General features: G+C 75.6%; 14 protein-coding genes and 1 pseudogene. 10 read left to right on the top strand and 5 right to left on the bottom strand.

Annotated elements, in window-relative coordinates; genetic code table 11:
- Positions 1–369 precede the first annotated feature (369 nt).
- The gene (locus tag JQC91_RS17020; protein WP_203288739.1) at positions 370–2,166 is read left to right on the top strand and encodes an ABC transporter ATP-binding protein; all 1,797 of its coding nucleotides are present in this window, start codon (positions 370–372) and stop codon (positions 2,164–2,166) included.
- A 6-nt stretch (positions 2,167–2,172) separates the two neighbouring features.
- Here the strand turns inward: JQC91_RS17020 and JQC91_RS17015 are convergent, their stop codons facing one another.
- Complete coding sequence (locus JQC91_RS17015) at positions 2,173–3,450, bottom strand: replication initiation protein (RefSeq protein WP_203288737.1); 1,278 nt, start codon at positions 3,448–3,450, stop codon at positions 2,173–2,175.
- Positions 3,451–4,002: 552 nt separating this feature from the next.
- Here JQC91_RS17015 and JQC91_RS17010 point away from each other — a divergent pair.
- The gene (locus JQC91_RS17010) at positions 4,003–5,388 is read left to right on the top strand and encodes an AAA family ATPase (RefSeq protein ID WP_203288735.1); all 1,386 of its coding nucleotides are present in this window, start codon (positions 4,003–4,005) and stop codon (positions 5,386–5,388) included.
- Entirely contained in the window at positions 5,388–6,479 is a 1,092-nt protein-coding gene (locus tag JQC91_RS17005) for a ParB N-terminal domain-containing protein (RefSeq protein WP_203288733.1), read from the top strand. The genes JQC91_RS17010 and JQC91_RS17005 overlap by 1 nt, the downstream gene beginning before the upstream one ends.
- Before the next feature lie 5 nt (positions 6,480–6,484).
- Here JQC91_RS17005 and JQC91_RS17000 read toward each other — a convergent pair whose 3' ends face one another.
- Genes JQC91_RS17000 through JQC91_RS16990 form a run of 3 tightly spaced genes read right to left on the bottom strand, consistent with a single transcriptional unit; the run spans position 6,485 to position 9,473 of the window.
- Positions 6,485–8,209 (bottom strand): hypothetical protein, encoded by a 1,725-nt coding sequence (locus JQC91_RS17000; protein ID WP_203288731.1) that lies wholly within the window; start codon positions 8,207–8,209, stop codon positions 6,485–6,487.
- Positions 8,206–8,430 carry a hypothetical protein gene (locus JQC91_RS16995; protein WP_203288729.1) on the bottom strand — a complete coding sequence of 75 codons (225 nt, stop codon included), beginning with the start codon at positions 8,428–8,430 and terminating at the stop codon, positions 8,206–8,208. Before JQC91_RS16995 ends, JQC91_RS17000 begins: the two co-directional genes overlap by 4 nt.
- Positions 8,421–9,473, bottom strand: coding sequence for a phosphatase PAP2 family protein (locus JQC91_RS16990; RefSeq protein ID WP_203288727.1), 1,053 nt, complete (start codon positions 9,471–9,473; stop codon positions 8,421–8,423). The genes JQC91_RS16995 and JQC91_RS16990 overlap by 10 nt, the downstream gene beginning before the upstream one ends.
- 108 nt (positions 9,474–9,581) lie before the next feature.
- Between JQC91_RS16990 and JQC91_RS16985 the strand changes: the two genes are divergently transcribed.
- Positions 9,582–11,063 (top strand): hypothetical protein, encoded by a 1,482-nt coding sequence (locus JQC91_RS16985; RefSeq protein ID WP_203288725.1) that lies wholly within the window; start codon positions 9,582–9,584, stop codon positions 11,061–11,063.
- Here JQC91_RS16985 and JQC91_RS16980 read toward each other — a convergent pair.
- Positions 11,056–11,826: a BTAD domain-containing putative transcriptional regulator gene (locus JQC91_RS16980; RefSeq protein ID WP_203288723.1), complete on the bottom strand. Its 771-nt coding sequence runs from the start codon at positions 11,824–11,826 to the stop codon at positions 11,056–11,058. The genes JQC91_RS16985 and JQC91_RS16980 overlap by 8 nt on opposite strands.
- Positions 11,827–11,985: 159 nt before the next feature.
- On the opposite strand from JQC91_RS16980, the gene JQC91_RS16975 reads away from it, so the two are divergent.
- The 6 genes and pseudogenes from JQC91_RS16975 to JQC91_RS16950 form a co-directional block, all read left to right on the top strand.
- Positions 11,986–12,921, top strand: a complete 936-nt coding sequence (locus tag JQC91_RS16975; protein WP_203288721.1) for a hypothetical protein — start codon at positions 11,986–11,988, stop codon at positions 12,919–12,921.
- The gene (locus JQC91_RS16970) at positions 12,918–13,364 is read left to right on the top strand and encodes a hypothetical protein (RefSeq protein WP_203288719.1); all 447 of its coding nucleotides are present in this window, start codon (positions 12,918–12,920) and stop codon (positions 13,362–13,364) included. The genes JQC91_RS16975 and JQC91_RS16970 overlap by 4 nt, the downstream gene beginning before the upstream one ends.
- Complete coding sequence (locus tag JQC91_RS16965) at positions 13,361–14,131, top strand: hypothetical protein (protein WP_203288717.1); 771 nt, start codon at positions 13,361–13,363, stop codon at positions 14,129–14,131. Before JQC91_RS16970 ends, JQC91_RS16965 begins: the two co-directional genes overlap by 4 nt.
- Before the next feature lie 3 nt (positions 14,132–14,134).
- Entirely contained in the window at positions 14,135–14,641 is a 507-nt protein-coding gene (locus tag JQC91_RS16960) for a hypothetical protein (protein WP_203288715.1), read from the top strand.
- A gap of 66 nt (positions 14,642–14,707) precedes the next feature.
- A complete protein-coding gene (locus JQC91_RS16955; RefSeq protein WP_203288713.1) occupies positions 14,708–17,596 on the top strand; it encodes a phage tail tip lysozyme in 2,889 nt (962 codons plus the stop codon).
- Positions 17,597–17,724: 128 nt separating this feature from the next.
- Positions 17,725–20,452, top strand: a pseudogene (locus JQC91_RS16950) (hypothetical protein); the annotation flags it as partial.

Below are 20,452 nucleotides of genomic sequence, written 5' to 3'. Positions count from 1 at the left end.
CGCGCGCGGGTGGCAAGGGGTGGCCCGCGCGGTCCCGCGCTGACCGTGCCCTCGCTGCATCGGCCGGGACGGGCGCGGATCCGCGCGGGGGACACGGAGCCGGATTCGGCTCGAAACATATGAATAGAGCCCGTTCCGGCCCGCCGGAGCGCTGTCCCGGGCCGTCCCTACCGACCCTGGACAGCGCCCCCGACCGGCTCCGCGCCTCCGCCCGACGGCACGCCTCCGCCGTCCACCCTCCCCCGTGCGGAGATGTCGCCCCACGCCCCCGCCGGGGCCTCCGCGCCATGGCCGCGCGCCGCGCGGACCCGACGTCGCCGCCCCGCGCACCCTTGCGCTCCCCCCTCCGAGCGACGAGATGGGGCCGTCATGACCGACGCCGCGCCCCCGCAGGCCGAGGCCGCCCCCAAGCCGGGCGTCACCGGAGCCGACACCGCCGCCGTCGCGGTGCGCCTGATCCGCGAGTCCATCCCACCGCGCTGGAAGCTCTACGGCGCGATGATCGTCTGCATCCTCGGGGTGGCGGGCTTCACCGCCGCGCTCGCCTACTCCACCCGCGTGATCGTCAACGACGTCTTCGTGGCCGCCGACACAGCGGCCGCTCTCGGCGCGGCGGCGCTGATCGTCGGCGTCACGCTGGGCAAGGCGGGGTTCACCTACGCCAACTCGGTCGTCTCGCTCGTGTTCAAGCGCTCAATCACCGCCGGCTACCAGAAGACCGTGTTCCGCCGCATGATCGCCAAGGACGCGGGCTTCTTCGCCCGCGACCATGCGGCGGGCCAGATGGCGCAGGTCCGCCTCTTCGGGAACGCCGCCGGGAAGATCGTCACCGGCGTCGCCAACACGATGGCGATGGACATCCTCACCGTGATCGCCCTGTTCGGCGTGATGCTGATGCAGGACGCGTGGATGACGCTGTTCTGCACCGTCTTCCTGCCGCTCATCTTCTTCACCGTCTCGCGCCTCTCCAAGCGGGTCCGCGACCTCGCCACCGCCGAGCGCGAGGCCGACGCCGCCTACATCGCGATCGGCGCCGAGGCGTTCGAGGGCATCAAGACGGTCAAGTCCTACGGCCTCGAGACGAAGACCGTGGACCGGTTCGAGCGGGCCGTGACCGCGCTCGAGGACCGGATGCTGTCGATCGCCCGCGTCACCTCGGCCACCTCGCCCATGATGGAGCTGCTCGGCGGCCTCGTGGTCGGCCTCTTCGTCGTCTACGCCGCGTGGCAGACCATCGCGCAGGGCGAGACGCCGGGCGAGTTCACCGCCTTCCTCACCGCGTTCCTGATGGCCTACCAGCCCGCCTCGCGGCTCTCCAAGATCTACGTCGAGGTGCAGAAGAACCTCATCCACGCGCAGCGCATGTTCCGCCTGATCGACGCGCCGCCCGTCCTGCGGGCCGAGGGCGGGGCCGACCCCTCCGCGGGCGCGCCCGCCGTCGCCTTCGAGAACGTCTCCTTCGTCTACAAGGGCGGCAGCCCCGCGCTGCAGGACGTCACCCTCGAGATCGCGCCGGGCGAGCGCGTCGCCGTGATCGGGCGCTCCGGCGCGGGCAAGTCGACCCTCATTGACCTCGTGCAGCGGTTCCACGACCCCTCCTCAGGCACGGTCCGCATCGGGGGCCACGACCTGCGCGACACCTCGCCCGAGGGCCTGCGCCGCACCGTCGCGCTCACCTCCCAGGACGTGTTCCTGTTCGACGCGACCTTGGCCGAGAACGTCCGCGACGGGCGCCCCGACGCCACGGACGCCCAAGTCGCCGACGCCTTGGAGCGCGCGGCCCTGACGGACGTGGTGGCCGCCCTCCCCAAGGGGATCGACACGATCGTCGGTCCCGGCGGCAAGAGCCTGTCGGGTGGCCAGCGGCAGCGCGTCGGCATCGCCCGCGCGCTGCTCAAGGACGCGCCCGTCACGATCTTCGACGAGGCCACGGCCGCGCTCGACGTCGAGACCGAGCGCCGGGTGCTGGAGGCGGTCGCGGGCCGGGCGCGCGCCGACCGCACCCTGATCTTCGTCACCCACCGTCCCGCGACCCTTGACTACGTGGACCGGATCCTGCTGCTCGACGGCGGGCGCCTCGTGGCGGCGGGCACGCGCGAGGAGCTGGAGCAGGGCAGCGCCGACTACCGCACGCTGCTCAACCTCGCGCTGGAGGCCGAGGGCTAGGCCCGCTCACAGGCCGTCGAAGATGTCGGGCTCCAGCCCCTCCCAGAAGGCATGGACGGCGCCCGCGTTCAGCGCCGACCGCCATCCGCGCCGCGCGAAGTCCGCGCGCTCCATCTCCCCCTCCAGCGTCCCGAGGAAGAGCCGCCGGTCCGCGTCCCGCTGCGTCGGGCTACGCGCCTCCACCACGGCGAGCACCCGCTCCAGCCGCGCGCCCCGCGCCGCGCGCGCCGCCTCGCGCGCCTCGGCCTCCGCGTCCGCGGCCACGGCCTCCACGCGCCGGGCCTCGGCCGCCGCGACCGCCTCCTCCGAGGGGGGCGCCTCCGGCCCCGGCCCCGCCGTCTCCCCGGCCCACCCGCCCGCGATGGCCGCCGACAGGTAGCGCGCGGGCTCGCGCACGCCCCCCTGCCCCGCCAGCCAGTCCAGCTTGTCCGCCACCCAGTCCTCGCCGTGCTCCGCGATCCACTGCCGCGCCAGCCGGTCCGCCACCCCGGTCTCGCGCAGCCGGGCGTAGGCGTCCGTGCCCCGCGCGCCCTCGGCGTCGCCCATGTCCAGCATCGCCAGCTGCGGGTTCTCCCGGATCAGGAAGCGGATCGCCGCCACCTGCCGCCCCTCGCGCCGCGTCTCCGGCTCCAACACGATGTTCGACGTGGCGTTCACCTCCGCCACGGCCGGCTTGATGACCTTGGCGTTCAGGTGCTTGAAGCTCTCGTAGTAGGCGCTCTCGCCCACCCCCATCAGCCGCCGGAACAGGTCGATCGGCCACCAGCCGGTGCTGCCGACCCGGTGGAAGCGGTAGCAGTTCTCGTAGAGCGCCAGCGCGTGCCCGCTCGTGAAGCGGCGCTGGATGTTCATGTTGATCAGCGCGAAGACCTTCGGGTCGTGCAGCTTGGCCGCCAAGGCGGGCGAGTAGGCGTACTCGCAGACCCCGTCCTTCAGCGTGGCGTAGGACAGCAGCGCCGAGACCCCCCATTCCTGCCGCCCGCGCTCGTCCAGCATGTCCCACTCCGCCGTCGTCTCGGCCAGCGAGCGCAGCGCGTCCTTCAGCGTGGCCACGTCGTTGGAGTTGTAGCCGATCATCAGGCAGAGCGTGCGCGCGTCGATCCGGTGCGACGGGCGGTCCGTCAGGTGGTCGTAGGCGTTCAGCAGCAGCACGTTCGACAGCTTGCGCTGCAGCAGCGAAAGCTTGCCCGAGACGTGGATCGCTGCCACGTTCTTCTTCACGGTCTCCCGCCGCAGCGGTCCCTGCAGCGCCGTCCTCGGGATATCCACCAGCTTGCGCGCCATCGCCCGCTCCATCCGCGATTCCCCTGCCCCGCCGTTCTGGCACGACGGGCACCCGTCCGCCAACCGCCTCCGGGTACCCGTACCACCTCTGCCGCGCTGCGGCGACGGGAACCCGTCTACGGGACGGAAAGGCACCCGTTTCCGGGATACTCCGGAGCAGGGCCCGTTGCGCGGCGGGCCGGAGCACCGTTCGCCCGGCCCCGGATCGTCCGATTCCCTTGCAATAGGCCCTGCTCCGCGTCCCGCCGGCGAATCGGTCCCGTAGGCAGGTTCCCGTCGCCCCGTCCCCGGGTGCCTGCTCCCCCGCATCCGGGTTCCTCCGATCCCGCAGCCGGGTGCCCCCCGTCCCGCGTCTGGGTCCCCTGCCCCGAGGTTTCGCTTGGCACGGCGTGGGTTACGCGACCCAAACCTTCTAAAGACCCTCAAGACTCACAACCTTGCTGTTGCGCGTCTCCTCCGGATTCGGGGAAACCGATTCACTCGGGGCGGTTCATGTGCGACGATTCGGGCAACATGCGTGGAATCGCATGACCCGCCCGAGCAGAGAGCGACATGACCCGCAAGCCCGACCTCCCCCCGCCCCCCTATCACGGCCTCGACCCCGAGCGCAGCTTCGACCGCCTCACCGAGCCCGTCGGCACCAGCCGCTTCGCCCAAGCCGCCGCCCGCGCCGCCCACGGCCGCACGGACCTCGCCAAGCGCGGCTACGCCCCTGACGGGACCAAGCGCCTCCGCCGGTTCTCCACGTGGGAGATCTGCCGCTACATGATCCCCGTCGCGCCCGCCCACTTCCGGCGCGTGCTCAAGTCGAACCCCGACCTGCCCCAAGGCGAGGGATCGGGCGGGACGCGGTGGTTCACCCTCGACGAGATCGTGGCCCTCCGGGACCACTTCGACTCCGAGGGGTCGAAGGCGAAGCAGTACAAGCCGTGGCGCCCCGACGGCGTGCAGGCCAAGGTCGTGGCCGTCGCCAACTTCAAGGGCGGGGTCGGCAAGACCTCCACTGCGGCCCATCTCGCGATGGCCGCCGCGCTGGACGGCTACAGGGTGCTGGTGATCGACCTCGACTCCCAAGGCTCCATGACCTCCATCCTCGGGGGCGACGTGCCCGACGAATGGTCCACGGTCTTCCCCCTGCTGGCCAAGGACTACGCCAGCCACGTTTCGCAGCGAAACCACGTCCGGGAGGCGGAGGGCCTCGCCCCCCTGCCCCTCGACGAGACGATGACCGCCGCTCTGGACGTGACGGCGAAGGACGTCGTCCAGACGACGCACTGGCCCAACATCGACCTCATCGGCGCGCAGCTGAACCTCTACTGGGCCGAGTTCCAGATCCCCGTCTGGCGCATGACCGCCCGCGACTGGCCGCTCTGGGACGCCCTGCCCAACTTCCTCGAGGCCGAGGGCCTGCTCGACGCCTACGACATCGTCCTGCTCGATACGCCGCCCGCCCTCGGCTACCTGACGATCAACGCGCTCTCGGCGGCGGACATCCTGCTCGTCCCGCTGGGCGCGTCCTTCCTCGAGTTCGACTCGACGGGCCGGTTCTTCGACATGCTCCACGCGACCTTCGCCAGCATCGAGGAGGGCGACAACGCCGTGCGCCGCACCGCGGGGCTGCCGGAGCAGCGGTTCGAGTGGGATGCGGTCCGGACGGTGCTCACCCGCTACGACGCGGGGCAGCAGGCCGATCTCGCGAACGTCGTGCAGGCCTATTTCGGGGACATGATGGCCCCCCACCGCCAAGAGTTCACGGCACTCGTCGGGCAGGCCGGCGAGCGGGTCTCGGGCATCTACGAGGCCGATCCGCGGGACTTCAACCGCGACACCTACCTGAGGGGGCGCGAGGCGTTCGACCGGACCTACGCCGACTTCAAGGACCTGCTGCTGGGATGCTGGTGGCGCGACGAGATGGAACGGAACGGGGGAGGCGAGTGATGGCGCGGCGCAGGAAGCTGGAGGCCCCGTCCGCGGAGGACCTCGCGAAGCTGGACGCGGAGACGGCCGCCGGCGGTTTCGCAGCGAAACCCCGGATGGCGCCGATCGCGCAGGTCGCGGCGGAGGCCGCCTCGCTGGGCAGCGCCGAGACGCCCGAGCAGGAAGCGGCGCGGGTCCGCGACCGACGCGACGCGGAGGCGTGGCGGCGCGCCGAGGCGGAGGGCTGGCTCGTGCGCGACCTGCCCCTCGAGGCGATCCGGACGGACGGGATGACGCGGGACCGCATGAGGCTGGATCCCGAGGGGATGGAGGAGCTGCGCGGCTCGATCCGCGAGAACGGGCTGCGACTGCCGATCGAGGTGACCGAGCGGGACGGGGGGCAGTACGACCTCGTGTCCGGGCTCCGGCGGCTGACGGCGACGCGGGACGTGGCGGGGCAGGGGGCCACGATCCGCGCCTTCGTCCGGCCCGCGCGGAGCCGACCCGAGGCGCTGGTCGCGATGGTCGAGGAGAACGAGATGCGCGCGGACCTGTCCTCCTACGAGCGGGGGCGGATCGCCGCGACCGCCGTGCGGGACGGGGCGTTCCCCGACCTCGAGGCGGCGACCAACGCGCTCTTCGCGCAGGCGTCCAAGGCGAAGCGGTCGAAGGTCCGGTCCTTCGCGCTGGTCCACGAGGAGCTGGGCGACCTGCTGACCTTCCCGCAGGAACTGTCGGAGCGGCAGTGCCTACGCCTCGCCAAGGCGATCAAGGCGCGGCAGGGGCCGGCGCTCCGGCAGGCCTTGGGGACAGGGATGGGGACCGACGCGGAGGCGGAGTGGGGGGTGCTCGCCCCCGTCCTGGCCGCGGTCCTGCCGCCGGAGGACGGCGCCCGGCGCAGGAGGGCGAAGGACGGCGGGGCAGGGGGGATCGATCCCGCCGATAAACTATCGAAATCAGTGGGTTATCGTAGGGTCGAGCTCGCCAACGGCATGTCGGCCCGGCACGTGACCGACGCCAAGGGTCACATGATCCGCTTCGAGGGGCCGGTGTCGACGCAGGTCGTCGAGGCGGTGATGCACGAGATCGAGCGGCTACTCGGGCCGCTCTAACGCCCTCACCACTCCCGATGGGCGCGCCACGGACGGACGAGGGCGGCGGGGCCGATCGTCCCCCCGTCCGCCACGAGCGCGCGGGCCACTTGGGGGGCGGCGAAGCTGGTCCCGGAGGCGGCCTCGGCGGAGGCGGCATAGAGGCCCCGGGCGACGACCCCGCGCCGGGCGACGCCGCGTTCGGCCACCGCTGCGTGGTCGCGCCCGTCCGGCGCGCCCTCGGGGAGGGCGGAGTAGGGCACCTCCGCCCCGGCCTCCGTCACGGCGCCGACCCGGACCTGATGGCGTCCGCAGGCGAAGGCGTTGACGGTCCCGCTCCGCCGCACGGGGCCGGGCGTGCCGGGGTCGTGGGCGCGGGGGCGGCCCGACGGGTCGGTCGGCGCGTAGGCGCCGTCGTCGAGGTGGGACTGCCGGCCGCCGGAAGCGTAGGCGCGCACCGAATCGTCGCGCTGCACGTAGAGGTCTGCGGGCGCGTCGGCGTGCAGCGTGATCCCGTGGCCGCCCGGCCCCGCCGTGGGGACGGAGCCGTCCGTCGGGGGAAGGGCGAGGGTGATCGTCTCGCGCACCGTGCCGCCGACGGAGGCCCGCGAGAGATAGGCGGTGGCGAGGCTCGTGCCGTCCGGGGCCTCGAGATCCGTGCGCTGCCCGTGCGCGGTGAAGGCGGTCCGCATCTCCGCGCCGCCCGGAAGGCGCAGGGCGACCTGCATCGGACGCTCGGGCAGGGCGCTGCGCGGCGGGCCCCAGATCTCCGCGAAGGAGGGGGTGCGGTCGCCGGGGGCGACGCGCCACGTCACGGTCTCGCGCGGGCGGAGCGCCGCGCGGCACCGGGCGAGGCGGTGGTTGCCCACCGGCAGGATGAAGCGCACCGGGCCGAGGCGGTCGGCGGGGTCCGCGCCGGGACGGTCGGCCTCGCGGGCGACGGCGTCCTGGAACCGCTCGACGAGGCCGTAGCCGTCCTTGGGCCCCGCGGTGAGGCCGAAGCTGAGGTTGACGACCACCGGCGGCGCGAGGCGCCCCGCCTCCCAGCCGCGCCGGGCCTCGATCCAGCGGCAGAGGCGGCGGGCGCGGTGCAGGACGTGCAGCGTCGCCGCGAGGATGTAGTAGGGCGCGAAGGTCCCGAGGGTGTCGCGGACCACCTCGGGGGCGAGGCCGACGCCGATCACGGGGCACCGGGCGAGCGGGTCGCCCGGCTCGGCCCCGGCGAGGAGGTCGGTCACCGCGGCCCCGTGGCGGGCGCGGCGCCCCCCGCAGTGGAGCGCGCCGCGCCCCGGATCGACGAGGCCTGCCGCGCGCAGCATCGCCTCCTCGTCGAGCGTGCCGCCGTGGGTGTGCGCGTGGCGCAGCGCGTCGATGGCGGGCCCGCGCAGCTCGCGGCCGAAGGGCAGGTCGCGGCCGGGCGCGTCCGGGTCGCGGGACGGGGCGGCGCGGGCGCCCTGCAGCCAGACCGAGGCGATCCGCGAGGCGCCGTCGGCGGCCTGCAGGGTCCGGTGGGTGAGCGGCAGGACGTCGTCGATCACCGCGAGGATGCGGAAGTCCTCGTCCTCCGGGACCGCGCCGTCCGACAGGAAGCCGTGGGGGTCCGGCTCGGGCCCGTCGGGATAGGCGAGGGGGTGGGTCGCCCGCGGGTCGCCGGGGCCGCCCGCGCGCGGATGGACGCTGTCGGGCCGCAGGAAGGCGGAGAGGTTCTCGCTGAGGGGGCGGAAGGCCTCGAGCTGCTCGCGGGCGATCACGATGCGGCCTCGTCGGTGTCGCGCAGGACCTGCTCCACCGCGTCGGACAGAGCGCGCGGGACGTCCGCGGCGGGCGGCTCGACGTGCTTCCGCCATGCCGGCGCGGCGGCGGTCCGGGCGGCGCGGGCGTGGAACCAGTGGTCGACATAGGGCAGGTCCGGCGCATCCTCCGGGCGGCGGGGCGCGGACCAGCGGGGGGCGTCGGGCGGGGTCACGGCCATTCCGCCGCCGCCGCGTCCCACGCCGCCCCGAGGAGCGGATCGCGGGCGACGGGGTCGCCGGGTGCGTCCGCGAGGCGGTCGCGGATCGCGTCGAGGTGGAAGTCGCGCGCGGCGGCCACGCCGGTCCCGTGGAGGTCGGCGGCGGTCCAGCCGGTGCCGTCGAAGGTCGCGGGCGCGGGGGCCGGGCCGCCGGTGGCGCGGGCGCGCAGGTGGCGGGCGAGGGTGGTGCCCAGCACCGCGCCCGCCGCGCTGTCGACCGGGTAGTGGACCCCCGCGACGGTGCGGTTCATCGCGATGCGGGCGGCCATGCGGCGCAGCTGCTCGGCCAGCGCGCCGTCGCCGGTCGGGTCGCCCGCGAGCGCGGCGAGGGTCTCGGCGGCGGCGAAGGACTGGACCGCGTGGTTCGACGGGTAGGCGCCGTGGTCGGGCGTGCGGATCATCGGCTGGACCAGCGGCGAGAGCGTGTGCGGGCGGGGGACGCCGAGGGCGAGCTTCATGCGCTGGCCGACCGCGCCGGACCAGTCGATCACGAGCGACAGCAGGTCCAGCGTGCGCGGAGTGCGGGCGGCGGAGAGGCCCGCGACGGCGCCGAGGAAGGGCAGGAGCGCGGTGACCTGCGCGTCGATCTCTGCGGCGCGGTCGGTGCGCAGGTCGGCGTAGCCCGCCACGAGGGCGAGGCCCTCGGCCAGCACCTCCGGCGACGGGCGGACCAAGGTCGCGAGGGGGGCGCCGTCCCGGTGCAGCGCGACGCCGCCGGCTGCGGGCGCGACGCGTAGCCCCTCCATCGCGGCGAAGGCGAGCACGGCGGCGCGGTGGCCGGCGGCGAGGCGGGCGAGGCGCGCGGCCTCGCCGCCGGCCTCGTCCTCCTCCGCGCGGACCATGGACGGGTCGACCGCGATCTCGTCGGTGCCGACCAGCGCCTCGCGTGCCCGGATCAGGGCGCTCGCCAGGACGCCGCCCCGCTGGCCGCGCGCGGTCTCGGCATGCTCGGCGTGTTCGGCGTGCTCCGCATGTTCGGCGTGCTCGGCGTGCAGGAACGACATGGGCGGGCCCCTTCCGGATGGGGGCGCGTCCCGCCGCGAGCGGGGTGCGCCGTTGCGGTGGAGGCGATACTGTCTAGGCTGGTCCGATCAGGCAAGGGGCGGGAGGCCGTGCTCGACTTGGTCCTCGACGGTCCCGTCCGGGTTCTGACGCCGGACGGGCAGGAGTTGACGCCGCGCGGCGCCAAGGCCCGCGCGGTGCTGGCGCTGCTCGGCTGCGCGCCGGGCCTGAGGCTGAGCCGGGCGGCGGTGCAGGACCGGCTGTGGTCGGACAGCGACGCGGCGCGCGGCGGGGCGAGCCTGCGCACGACCTTGGGGGCCATCCGGCGCGGCCTCAGGGACGCGCGGGGCGCGCTCGTGGGCGGGCCGGGCTGGATCGGGCTGGACCCCGAGGCGGTGCGTGTGCGCCTTCCCCCGGTCGCGGAGGGCGCGCGCTTCTGCGCGGACCTCGACATCCCCGACCCGGAGTTCGACGACTGGCTCCGCGAGCGGCGCATGGGCTTCGAGGCGGAGGACGGGCGGGGGGCCGCGCCGCCGGGCGACGGCCCCCTCGTGCTGCGCGCGGACCTCGGCGCGGCCCCCCACCCCATCGCGGAGATGCTGGTCCACGAGGCGGCGCAGCGGCTGGCCGACCTCGTCGACCTGCGGGTGGCGGCGGGGGCGCGGGACGCGGCGGGCACGGGGCTGCGCCTCGGGGCCGTGGCGACGGGCGGGAGCGCGACGGTCGTGCAGTTGCGCGCCACCGACGAGCGCAGCGGGCGGATGTGGTCGCATCTCGAGACGATCGACCTCGACCGCCCCGGCCTCGGCGTGCGGCTGGGCCGGGCGAGCCACCGGATGGCGCTGGCCGCGCTGGAGGTGACGGGGCTGCGGGGGCTGGACGCGTTCGGGCGGTTCTCGCCCGCCGATCTCGACCGGGACGAGGCGGTGCTCGCCTCGGGGCGGAGCGGGCTGCGGCCCGCCGTGGCCGACGCCCTGCGCGCCCAGATCTACCACGCGCGGGAGATCGAGCGGCTGGCGGGGGCGCGGGTGCTGACGGAGGCGGCGGACCTCGCCCTGCGCGCGCGGGAGGCGGAGCCGGGCAACCCGATCGTGCTGTCGTCCTTGGCCTTGGTGCGCCTGCGGCAGGGGGAGGTGGGCGCCGCCTTGGACCTCGTGGGCGAGGCGCGGCGGCGCGACGCGGGGCAGGGGATTGCCACCTTCGCGGCGGTCGCGGCCCTCGCGCATGCGGGGCGGGCGAAGGAGGCGTACCGCCTCGCGCTCGCGGCGCGCGGCGGGGTCCAGTCCGAGCGGCGCCCTGCGAGCGCGGCCTTGGCCGCGGCCTCGGCGGCGGTCTTGGCGGGGCGGGACGGCGCGGCGCTCGAGCACGCGCGCCGCGCGGTCGCCCACGCCCCCGAGGCGCGCGCCCCGCGCCGCTTCGTCGCCGCCTTGGCGTTCCGGGCCGGCTTGGAGGCGGAGGCGGCGGAGGCGCTCGCCGTGCTGGCCCGGCTGGAGCCGGGCTTCGCCCCGCGCCGGATGCTGGAGCCGGACTATCCGGTCGCGGGGCTCCGCCGCCGCGACCTGCTGCAGGTCGCGCGCGCGGACCTCATCTGACGGCATAGGCCGGCGCGGCGGGGCCGACGGGCGGGGCGGGCGGGACGGTCGGATCGGCGTGGGGCTCGCCGTCGGGGCCGAACCCCGGCGCGACGCCCAGCTCGCGCTGGAGGAAGGCCGAGAAGAGGCGGTGCTCCATCCGCGCCCGCGCCCGGCTGCCCCGCCGGGCGAGCAGGGCGCAGCGCAGGGCGCGCGGCGCCTCCTCGAAGGGCTCGGCCTCGATCAGCATCGCGGCGGCGTGCAGCGCCTCGGTGGCGCGGCCTTCGGCGCGGGCCGCGCGCATCCATGCCTCCAGCGCCTCGGACCGCAGGCCGCGCAGCCGCTCGGCCTCGGTCGCGGCCCACTCGCCCTCGACGTCAAGCAGGGCGGGCCGCGCGCAGGCCTCCGCCGCGCGGCGCGCCAGCCGCAGGTCGGGCGCGGGCAGGGCGCGCAGCCGGTCGAGCCGCCGCTCGAAGGCGGGAACGTCGATCCACGGGCGCGCCGCGCCGCCCAGCCGCACGGTCCCGCGCGAGGGCGCCTCCACGAGATCGAGTCCGCCGGTCGCGCGCTTGAGGCGCCAGAGCGCGGTCGAGAGCGCGGCGCGGGCCCGCTCGCCGTCGAGGTCGGGCCAGAGCCGTCCGGACAACTCGCCGCGGGCGAAGGTCTGGCCGGGGTTGAGCGCGAGCATCGCGAGCAGGGCGCGCGGCGTGTCGGCGGCGAGGGGCAGGGCGCGGGGGCCGCGTTGGAGGCGGAGGCCGCCGAAGAGGTGGATGCGAAGGGTCATCAAAGGCTCCGTTTCGAATTCGGCCCCCATGCGGGGCCGTGCGAATCGACGATCGGCCCCGTCCGTGAGCGTGGCGTGAGCGGCCCGTGAGGGAGTCGTGGATTCGGTGCGCGATGAGGGTGGGGAGACGCGATCCGACATGCAGCGAGGAGACGAGAGATGCGGGATCCCTACGACGACGACGAGCTGTTCGGCCTCGACGGCGCGGAGGCTTGGGCGGACTCCGGCCCGGAGGACGCGGGGTGGCCGGGCTCGCGCTACCCGACCCTGCGCGCCGTGGCGGCGGAGGAGCTGGGCCCGCTGGACGACGAGGCCTTCGCGGTCGAGTTCGAGGCGCTGTCCGGCCTCTCGGCCGAGGAGGCGGAGTGGTCGCTCAAGAGCATCGGGCGCGCGGTGGGCAAGGTGGCCAAGACGGTCGGCCCCGCCCTGGTGAAGGCGCTCCCGGCGATCGCGAAGGGCGCCTCCTCCGGGGCGCAGTCGGGCATGATGCTGGGGCCGAAGGGGGCCGCGATCGGCGCGGGCGCCGGGGCGGGCCTCGCGCTGCTGGGCAGCTTCGCCAAGCAGGGCGCGGCCCCGCGCCGCCCGGCCCCGCGCCCCGCGCCCCGCCCGACCTGGTCCGCGCGGCCCCGGCCCCGCGCCCATGTGCGGCGCCCGCACGGGCCGCCCCGCCGCCGCCCCGTGCGCCCGCCCACGCGACCGCAGGTCCGGCTGCGCCGGACGGTCGCGCGGCAGGCCCCCGCTCCGGCGAGCGCGATCGCGGCGCAGCTGCTGATGCAGATGCTGGCGCGACCCGAGGTGTTGCAGTCGATCATGGCCGCGCTGATCGGGCGGGCCGGGCGGGGCACCGTGATCGTGGGCGGGCGCCGGGTGCCGGTCGACGCGGTCATGTCGAGCGTGGGCCTCGCGGCGCAGGGCGGCGCGGGGGAGGAGGCGGAGGACGCCCTGGCGCTCCTGGCCGCCGTCCCGGGCGATCCGGCCGCCCTCGAGGCGCTGACCGAGGCGGCCGGGGACTGGGACGACTGGTCCGACGACGATGACGGGGACGACGACTGGGACGAGGCGGGGGACATCCATCCCTTCGACATCGTCCGATGACCCCGGAGCTGCTCATGGAGGCGCTCGGCGCGCGGCGCGACGACCTGTCGCCGCTGCAGCGCGCGCTGCTCGACCACATGGCCGGATCGTCCGCCGAGGCGGACGCGGGCGAGGCGATCGGGGCGGACCTCCCGCCGCCCGAGGGGGACGCCTCGCCCGACATCGACCGCATCGACGCGCGGGCGGACCTGATCGCGCGCTTCGCCGCCGCGATCGGGGCCTGCGCCTGCTGCTTCGGCACGGACGGGGGCTGTCCCGCCTGCGCGGGGCGCGGCGCGCCGGGAGCGCGGGCGCCGGACCCGGACGGGTTCGCCTTCTTCATCGCTCCGGTCCTGGCCCGCAGGGGCCGCCGGACCGCCATGCCGGGCGGCCTCCGCCGCCCGGACCATCCGCGCCGCGTCCGCTGGGACGGCGCCATCCTGCTCGAAGGAGACGAGACATGACTTACGACGAGATCCGCGCGGCCGAGGGCCTCGCGCCGGAGGACATGGCGTTCGACCGCGGCGACGACGACTGGGAGGACATGGGCGACCTGGACGCCTACGATCTCGACGGGTCGTTCGACTGGGACGACGACGACGACGAGGACTGGGGCGACGAGGACGAGGGCTTCTACGACGACGACGACGACGAAGCGTTCGACGACGACGCGCCGGAGTTCATCGGCGGGCTCGTCCGCAACATCCGCCGGCGCGGGCGGCGCCGGGTGCGGCGCGGCGTGCGGCGCACGCTGCGGACGGCGACCGGGCGGGGCTACGTCACGAGCCGCCAGATCCGGGGCCTCGTGACGCGGGCCGAGCTGGCGAAGTCGCTGGGCAAGGTGCGCGTGGACGTGCGCCGCAACGGCGCGGCGATCCGGACCACGGACGAGGCGATCAAGGCCAACGCGCGCCGGATCGGGACGCTGGCGCGGGTCGACAAGGTCCAGACCAAGGCCATCGACAAGATGCGCGCCGACATGGCGTCGCAGGCGCAGATGCAGATGCTGTTCTCGCTGATGGACGGCGGCACCAAGACCTACACGGTGCAGGCCGGGTCCGACTTCGGCGTCGGCAAGGAGGTCAAGCTCTCCGAGAAGGGCGACATGCTCTCCAAGCTGCTCCCGCTGCTGATGAGTGGCGGCCTCGGCGGCAAGGACGGCGGCGGGATGGGCTTCGACAACCCGCTGATGCTCCTCGTCTTCGCGGACGCCATCAAGGGGGGGGACTGAGCCATGGGCGTGTTCGACGCCGCCCCCGGCGGCTTCGACGTGGGGAGCTACGTGCTCGCCCAGCGTCGGGGCCGCGAGAAGGGGCTCGACGCCTCCGAGGCGGACCGGGTCGCGCTGCTGACCAGCATGATCCCCGGGAACCTCCTGGTGAAGCTGATCCTCTCCGACCGGCTCATCGAGAGCCGGCTGCCGAAGGCGAGGGCCATCGGCTCGGACGGGGACGCGGACGACGTCGTGGTGGCCGACGACCCCTCGACGGAGCAGGTCGTCACCGCCGCCTCCGTGGAGGGGTTCTTCCGGACCCCGGAGGGGCGGGAGTCGCTCGCGCGGTCGGTGCAGCGGATGGTCGAGGCCGAGCCGAAGGTCGTGCGCAAGGCGATGGAGCCGCTCGCGGAGGACCTGCACGAGCTGGTCCGCGCGAGCCGCGACGAGATGCGCGAGGGGCTGGTCGCGTTCGACGGGCGCCTCGTCGCGCTGGAGGCCCCTCCCGCCTCCGCGAAGAAGGGCTGAGGCCCTTCGCGGCGGCCCGGTGCGCCGGGCCGCCCCCTTCCCCACCCCGCCACGAGGACCGACAGGATGGATCCGCAGCTCTGGGAGGAGATCGCGCACGGCGCGCCGGACTCGTCGGTCGAGGCGATCGCCCGGCTCCGGCCCGGGATCGCGCCGCCCGCCGCGCTCCGGCTGCGGGCCCGGTTCGGCCCCATCGTCACGGCGCGGCTGGACCGCCGCGACATCCTCGCGGTCCGCGCGCACCCGGCGGTGGCCTCGCTGAAGGCGGGGCGGCGGCTGCGGACGCCGGACGGCGCGGCGCCGCCCCACGGCCGCGCCCGCGCCGCGCCCGGCGGCGACCGCCGCCGCCCGCGCGTGCCCGAGACGGGGCGCGGCGTGGTCGTGGGCGTGATCGACTACGGCTGCGACTTCGTCCATCCCGCCTTCCGCCGCCCGGACGGCGGCACGCGGCTGCTCGCGCTGTGGGACCAGCACGGGCGCCCGGCGCCGGGCGAGCGGACGCATCTCGGCTACGGGCGCGTCCTCGACCGGGCCGCCTTGGACGCCGCGCTCGCCGCGCCGGACCCGTACGCGGCGGCCGGCCACGACCCGCTGGCCCTCGGGTCGGGGCACGGGACGCACGTGATGGACATCGCCGCCGGGAGCGCGCGGCCCGGCGCGCCGACGGGCATGGCACCGGAGGCCGACCTCGTCTTCGTCCACGTCGCCTCGCGCGGGACCGGGGGACGACGCAACTTCGGCGACAGCGCGCGCGTGCTGGAGGCGGTGGACTTCGTGCTCCGCACGGCGGGCGGGCGGCCCTGCGTCCTCAACATCTCGATGGGGCGCCACGGCGGTCCGCACGACGGCAGCACCCTGATCGAGCAGGCGCTCGACCACGTGGCCGGGCGGCCCCGCACGGTCGTGGTCCAGAGCGCCGGCAACTACCGCGGGCAAGCGATCCACGCGCACGGGCGCCTCGGCGGCGGCGGCGCGGACGCGCTCGGCTGGGCGGTGGCGCCGGGCGACGCGACCACGAACGAGCTCGAGATCTGGTATCCGGGCGCGGACCGGATCGGCGTGACGCTCACGGGGCCGGGCCTCGGGGCGGTCGACGTGCCGCCCGGCGCCCGACGGGCCCTACGGCTCGGCGGGCGGATCGTCGGGCGGGCCTACCACCGGCTCCGCGACCCGGGGAACGGCGACACGCACGTCAACGTGTTCCTCTACCCCTCGGCCCCGTCCGGCCTGTGGACGGTCGGGCTGCGGGGGGACCGCGTCCGCGACGGGCGCTGGCACGCATGGATCGAGCGGGACGGGCGCGGGACGCAGCAGTCGCGCTTCGTGCGCGGCCCGGTCTCCGACAGCCACACCTGCGGCACCATCGCCCACGGGCGGCGGACGCTGACCTGCGCGGCGCTGGACCGGACGGGGCGCGCCATCGCGTCCTTCTCGTCGGCGGGGCCGTCGCGCGACGGGCGCGCGGTCCCCGTGATCGCGGCCCCCGGCACGTGGATCCGCGCGGCGCGGGCGGGCGGCCCGGCGCGGGCCACGGGGGGCACGACGCGCAAGAGCGGCACCTCCATGGCCGCCCCCTACGTGGCGGGGCTCTGCGCCCTGATGCTGCAGGCCCGGCCCGAGGCCGACGCCGCGGCCCTGCGCGCCGCCCTCGCCCGGACGGCGGCGGCCCTGCCGCCCGACCCGCCCGGCGCGGGGCTGGGCAGCGCCGCCGGCGCGGTGCGCCCCGAGGCCGCGCTCGCGGCCATCCGCGCCGCTTCCCTTCACCCAAAGGAGACCGATGCCATGACCCCGACCCTCACGCAGACCCAATGGAGCGCCGTGGCCACGTGGCTGACGGCGGGCTACCGCCCGGACGACGGCACGCTCCGGCTGCCGCCGCGCCGCCCGCCCTACCGGGTGCCGCCGGGCGCCGTCGCGCTGCCGCGCGACGCGCGCGGGGCCGCCCTGTCGGTGGGCGAGGCGCTCCACGCCGCGTCCGGGTGGCGCGGCCTCGGCACCGGCGCGGCGGGCTGGGCCCGCGCGGTGCTGCCCGCGATGCCGATGGACGCGGACGACTGGCGGCGGGTGACGGCGTTCCTCGAGCGCGAGCACGACCGCAACCGCGCGGGGACCGGTCCGGTCCGCCTGGGGGCGGACGCCGCGGCGGCGCGGGCGCTGATCGCGCGGGGCGTGGTGGCGGCCCGGTTCGGCGGCACGCCCCCGGCACGGGTCGATCCGAAGGCGATGGTGCTGCTGCGGCGCTCGCTGGGCCGGGCCGGGCCGATGGTGGACTGGACCATGGTCGACATCGACGACCGGCGGCGGCACGCGATGACGGTGCTGACCGGGCGCCACGGCCTGTCCGACGTGGCCGCCGCCGCGATCGTCGGCAACCTCGACGCGGAGAGCTCGATCCTGCCCCAGCGGGTCGAGGGATCGGGCGCCGCCGACCCGCGCGCCGCGCGCGCCGCGGGGTCCAAGGCCCGGCGCCGGTTCTCGGCGCGGGCGGTGGCGACGCGGCGGCGCGGCACGCGCGGGCCCCGCTCCGCGGGGGTGGGCCTCGCGCAGTGGACGTCCGGCGCGCGGCGGCGGGGGCTGTTCGAGTTCACGTGGCGCGGCATCCCGGCGGGCCCGGGGGTGCTGTTCCTGATGGACATGCAGCTGGCCTACCTCGTGGACGAGATGAGGCGCGACTACCGCGGCGTCTGGCGGCGGCTGAACCGCGGGGGGGTGCGGCTGCGGACGGCGACGTCGGACGTGCTGCGCAACTACGAGACGCCGGGGAGCGTCCTGAAGAAGGTCACCCGCCCCGACGGGACCAAGAAATGGGTGCGCCGCGAACTCGACGACCCGAAGGTTGTCGAGAAGGTCGACGCCCGCACGCGGCGCGCGGAGGCCGCGCTGCGGGCGCATCGCGCGGCGGCGGCCACCGCCGCGACCGACTGGGCACGGGGCCGCGAGACGGTGCCGACGTGAGGCGATCGCGGGGCGGGGTGTGACGCGGGGGCAATAGGGTGGCCGAGGCGACACGATCCCCATTGTCATCACGGGGTCGGTGCCAAAGGTAGGCCCAACTGTTTGCCTCCCAGACCGGTTCCCTGCCCATGCCCCGCTCCACCGCGACCCCCTCCGCCGCCGTTCGCCAGACCGGAATCCGCCAGCGCAGCCTGACGCGCGCGTGCCGGATGGGCCGCGCGACGGAGCTGGTCTTCGTGCTGGCCACCGGCGCGCTGCTCGCGCTGGCAGTGCCCGCTCGGGCGGAGCCGCTGACCTGGACCATCGGCGAGAACGACTGGAACGGGACGGACGAGAACTGGACCGACGCGGGCGGCGATCCGGCCGCGTTCGAGGCCGGGGACGACGCCACGTTCGGGGCCGGCACCTACACCGTCACGATCAACGACGCGGGCGCGGCCTACGAGGCCGAGGCCGACGACGTCGCCGTGGACGGGACCGTCACGATCGACGCGGCGGGCGACGACACGCTGTCGGTGGGCGGCGCGCTGACGGTGGGCACCGGCGCGTCCGCCACGCTGACCGGGAACGCGGTGCAGGGCGACCTCGCGACGGCGGGGGACGGGGACGTCTCGCTCTCGACGGGACCGACCGGGACGCTCACCGCCGGCCAGGCGGGCACGCTGTCGCTGAGCGGGTCCGTGGGCGGGCGCCTCGAGGTGACGGACGGCACGACGCAGGTGACGGGCGACCTCGACGTGGCCGAGCAGGTGATCGTCTCCGGCGGGACGCTGCAGGTCGACGCGGGCACGCTCACGGCGGATTCGAGCGAGAGCGAGGACATCGACATCTCGGTGACGGGCGGCGGGCGCCTGACCAGCGCGGGCACGCTCGCGGGGAACGTCGAGTCGTCCGGCGAGGTGGTGCTGTCCGGCGACCTGACGGGCACGCTCCGCCTGACCGGCGGCACGGGGGCGGTCGACGGGACCAGCGTGGTTTCGGGTCAGATCGACCTCGCCGGCGGGGACCTGACGGTCGAGGCCGCGGGCGACCTCTCGGCGCGGTCGGGCGTGGTCGTGGGGGACGGGACGGCGGCGGGCGCGTCGACGCTGCTCGTTGAGGGCGCGTTCGACGGCGACGTCGACGTGCGCGACGAATCCCTCCTGCGCCTGACGGGCACGGTCACCGGCGACACGATCACCAACGCGGGGACCATCCGCTCGAGCGGCGCGGTCGACCGGACGATCGTGCTGGACGAGACCTACACCGGCGCGGGCGACATCGTGGCGGTCGCGGGAGGCTCGCTGACGATCCAAGCCGAGCGGGTGGAGCTGCGGGCCGGGCACGCGACCACCGGCACCGTGACCTTCGACACGGCGCTCGTCGACTACGGCATCGACGCGACCCTCTCCGCCGACCAGTCCAACGACCTCGAGGTGTCCAACGGCGCGACCGTCACGGTGTCGGACTCGATCACCGTGGGGACGGCGAACGATTCCACCGACGTGGTGGTGGCCGAGACGGGCACCGTGGCGGTGGGCGCGGGCCAGACCCTCACGGCCGGCTCCTTCGACGTGCAGGAGAACGGCACCCTCCAGATCGGCGCCAACGCGACGGTCGAGGGCACCGGCAACACCTTCACCAACTCGGGCGCGACCACGGTCGCCGACGGCGGCGCCATCGTCGACAACGGCGCCATCGTGAACGAGGCGACGGGCACGATCACCTTCGAGGGGAACGGCACGCTCGACGCGGACGCGGACGACGCGGGCGACGAGGAGATCACGAACGAGGGCGCGCTGGTGTTCGACGGCACCGGCACGACCGTGACCGTGGGCGACGACGCGCTGACCCAGCGGGGCACCGGCACGATCGACGTGAACGGCTCCACGACCGTCGAGGGCATCACGACGCTGACGAACCGCTCCACCTCGGTCGATGCGATCGAGGTGGCCGCGGACGCGACGCTGGAGGCGGACACGATCCGCTCGCTCGCGGGGACGGTGACCGTGGAGGGCACGCTCCGCGGCAGGACGACCATCGACGACGCGGGCGTGTTCGACCTGAACGGCGGGACCGTCGACGGCGAGCTCCGCTTCCGGGGCGCGGGCGCCAGCACGTTGGCCGGCACCGTCACCGACCGCCTGAGCCAGGACGGCACCGGGTCGGTCACGATCGACGGCGCCACGACCCTCACGGCGGGGTTCCGCAACGCCGCCGGCACGCTGACGGTGAACGCGGCCACGGCGCTCGGCGCCGCATCGACCAACGCGGGCGTCCTCGACGTCAACGCGGCCCTGACGGGGGCGTTCGACCTGACCTCGACCGGGACCACGACGCTGGCCGCCGACCTCGGCGGCGCGCTGATCGTGAACGGCGGCACGACCACGGTGGACGGCAACAGCACCGTGACGGGCGGCACGGTCGTGCGGGACGGGACGCTCGACGTGGACCAGACCCTCACCTCGGCGGTGGATGTCCGCACCGACGGGGCGCTGGATCTCGACGGCGCGATCGTGGGCGACGTGACCAGCGCGGGTGACAGCGACCTCGCGGGGAGCATCACCGGCACGCTGGAGGTGACGGGCGGCACCACCACGGTGGACGGCGCGGCCTCGGCCTCGGCGGGCACCACGGTCACGGACGGCACGCTCGACGTCGACCAGACGCTGACTTCGAACGTGGATGTCCGCACCGACGGGGCGCTGGACCTCGACGGCGCGATCGCGGGCAACGTGACCAGCGCGGGCGACAGCGACCTCGCGGGGAGCATCACCGGCACGCTGGAGGTGACGGGCGCGACCACCACGGTGGACGGCGCGGCGTCGGTGTCGGCCGGCACCACCGTCACGGACGGCACCCTCGACGTGGACGGGG

The sequence above is a fragment of the Jannaschia sp. Os4 genome (assembly GCF_016820245.1).
Lineage (GTDB): Bacteria > Pseudomonadota > Alphaproteobacteria > Rhodobacterales > Rhodobacteraceae > Jannaschia.
The sequence above is the reverse complement of the archived record's forward strand: the minus strand, read 5'-3'. Positions and strand labels throughout refer to the sequence as shown.

Coding starts and splice junctions, on each gene's coding strand:
- JQC91_RS17010 (WP_203288735.1), top strand. CDS start 4,003: ATGACCCGCAAGCCCGACCTCCCCCCGCCCCCCTATCACGGCCTCGAC.
- JQC91_RS16990 (WP_203288727.1), bottom strand. CDS start 9,473: ATGTCGTTCCTGCACGCCGAGCACGCCGAACATGCGGAGCACGCCGAA.
- JQC91_RS16955 (WP_203288713.1), top strand. CDS start 14,708: ATGGATCCGCAGCTCTGGGAGGAGATCGCGCACGGCGCGCCGGACTCG.
- JQC91_RS16995 (WP_203288729.1), bottom strand. CDS start 8,430: ATGGCCGTGACCCCGCCCGACGCCCCCCGCTGGTCCGCGCCCCGCCGC.
- JQC91_RS16960 (WP_203288715.1), top strand. CDS start 14,135: ATGGGCGTGTTCGACGCCGCCCCCGGCGGCTTCGACGTGGGGAGCTAC.
- JQC91_RS16970 (WP_203288719.1), top strand. CDS start 12,918: ATGACCCCGGAGCTGCTCATGGAGGCGCTCGGCGCGCGGCGCGACGAC.
- JQC91_RS16975 (WP_203288721.1), top strand. CDS start 11,986: ATGCGGGATCCCTACGACGACGACGAGCTGTTCGGCCTCGACGGCGCG.
- JQC91_RS17015 (WP_203288737.1), bottom strand. CDS start 3,450: ATGGCGCGCAAGCTGGTGGATATCCCGAGGACGGCGCTGCAGGGACCG.
- JQC91_RS17005 (WP_203288733.1), top strand. CDS start 5,388: ATGGCGCGGCGCAGGAAGCTGGAGGCCCCGTCCGCGGAGGACCTCGCG.
- JQC91_RS17020 (WP_203288739.1), top strand. CDS start 370: ATGACCGACGCCGCGCCCCCGCAGGCCGAGGCCGCCCCCAAGCCGGGC.
- JQC91_RS16965 (WP_203288717.1), top strand. CDS start 13,361: ATGACTTACGACGAGATCCGCGCGGCCGAGGGCCTCGCGCCGGAGGAC.
- JQC91_RS16980 (WP_203288723.1), bottom strand. CDS start 11,826: ATGACCCTTCGCATCCACCTCTTCGGCGGCCTCCGCCTCCAACGCGGC.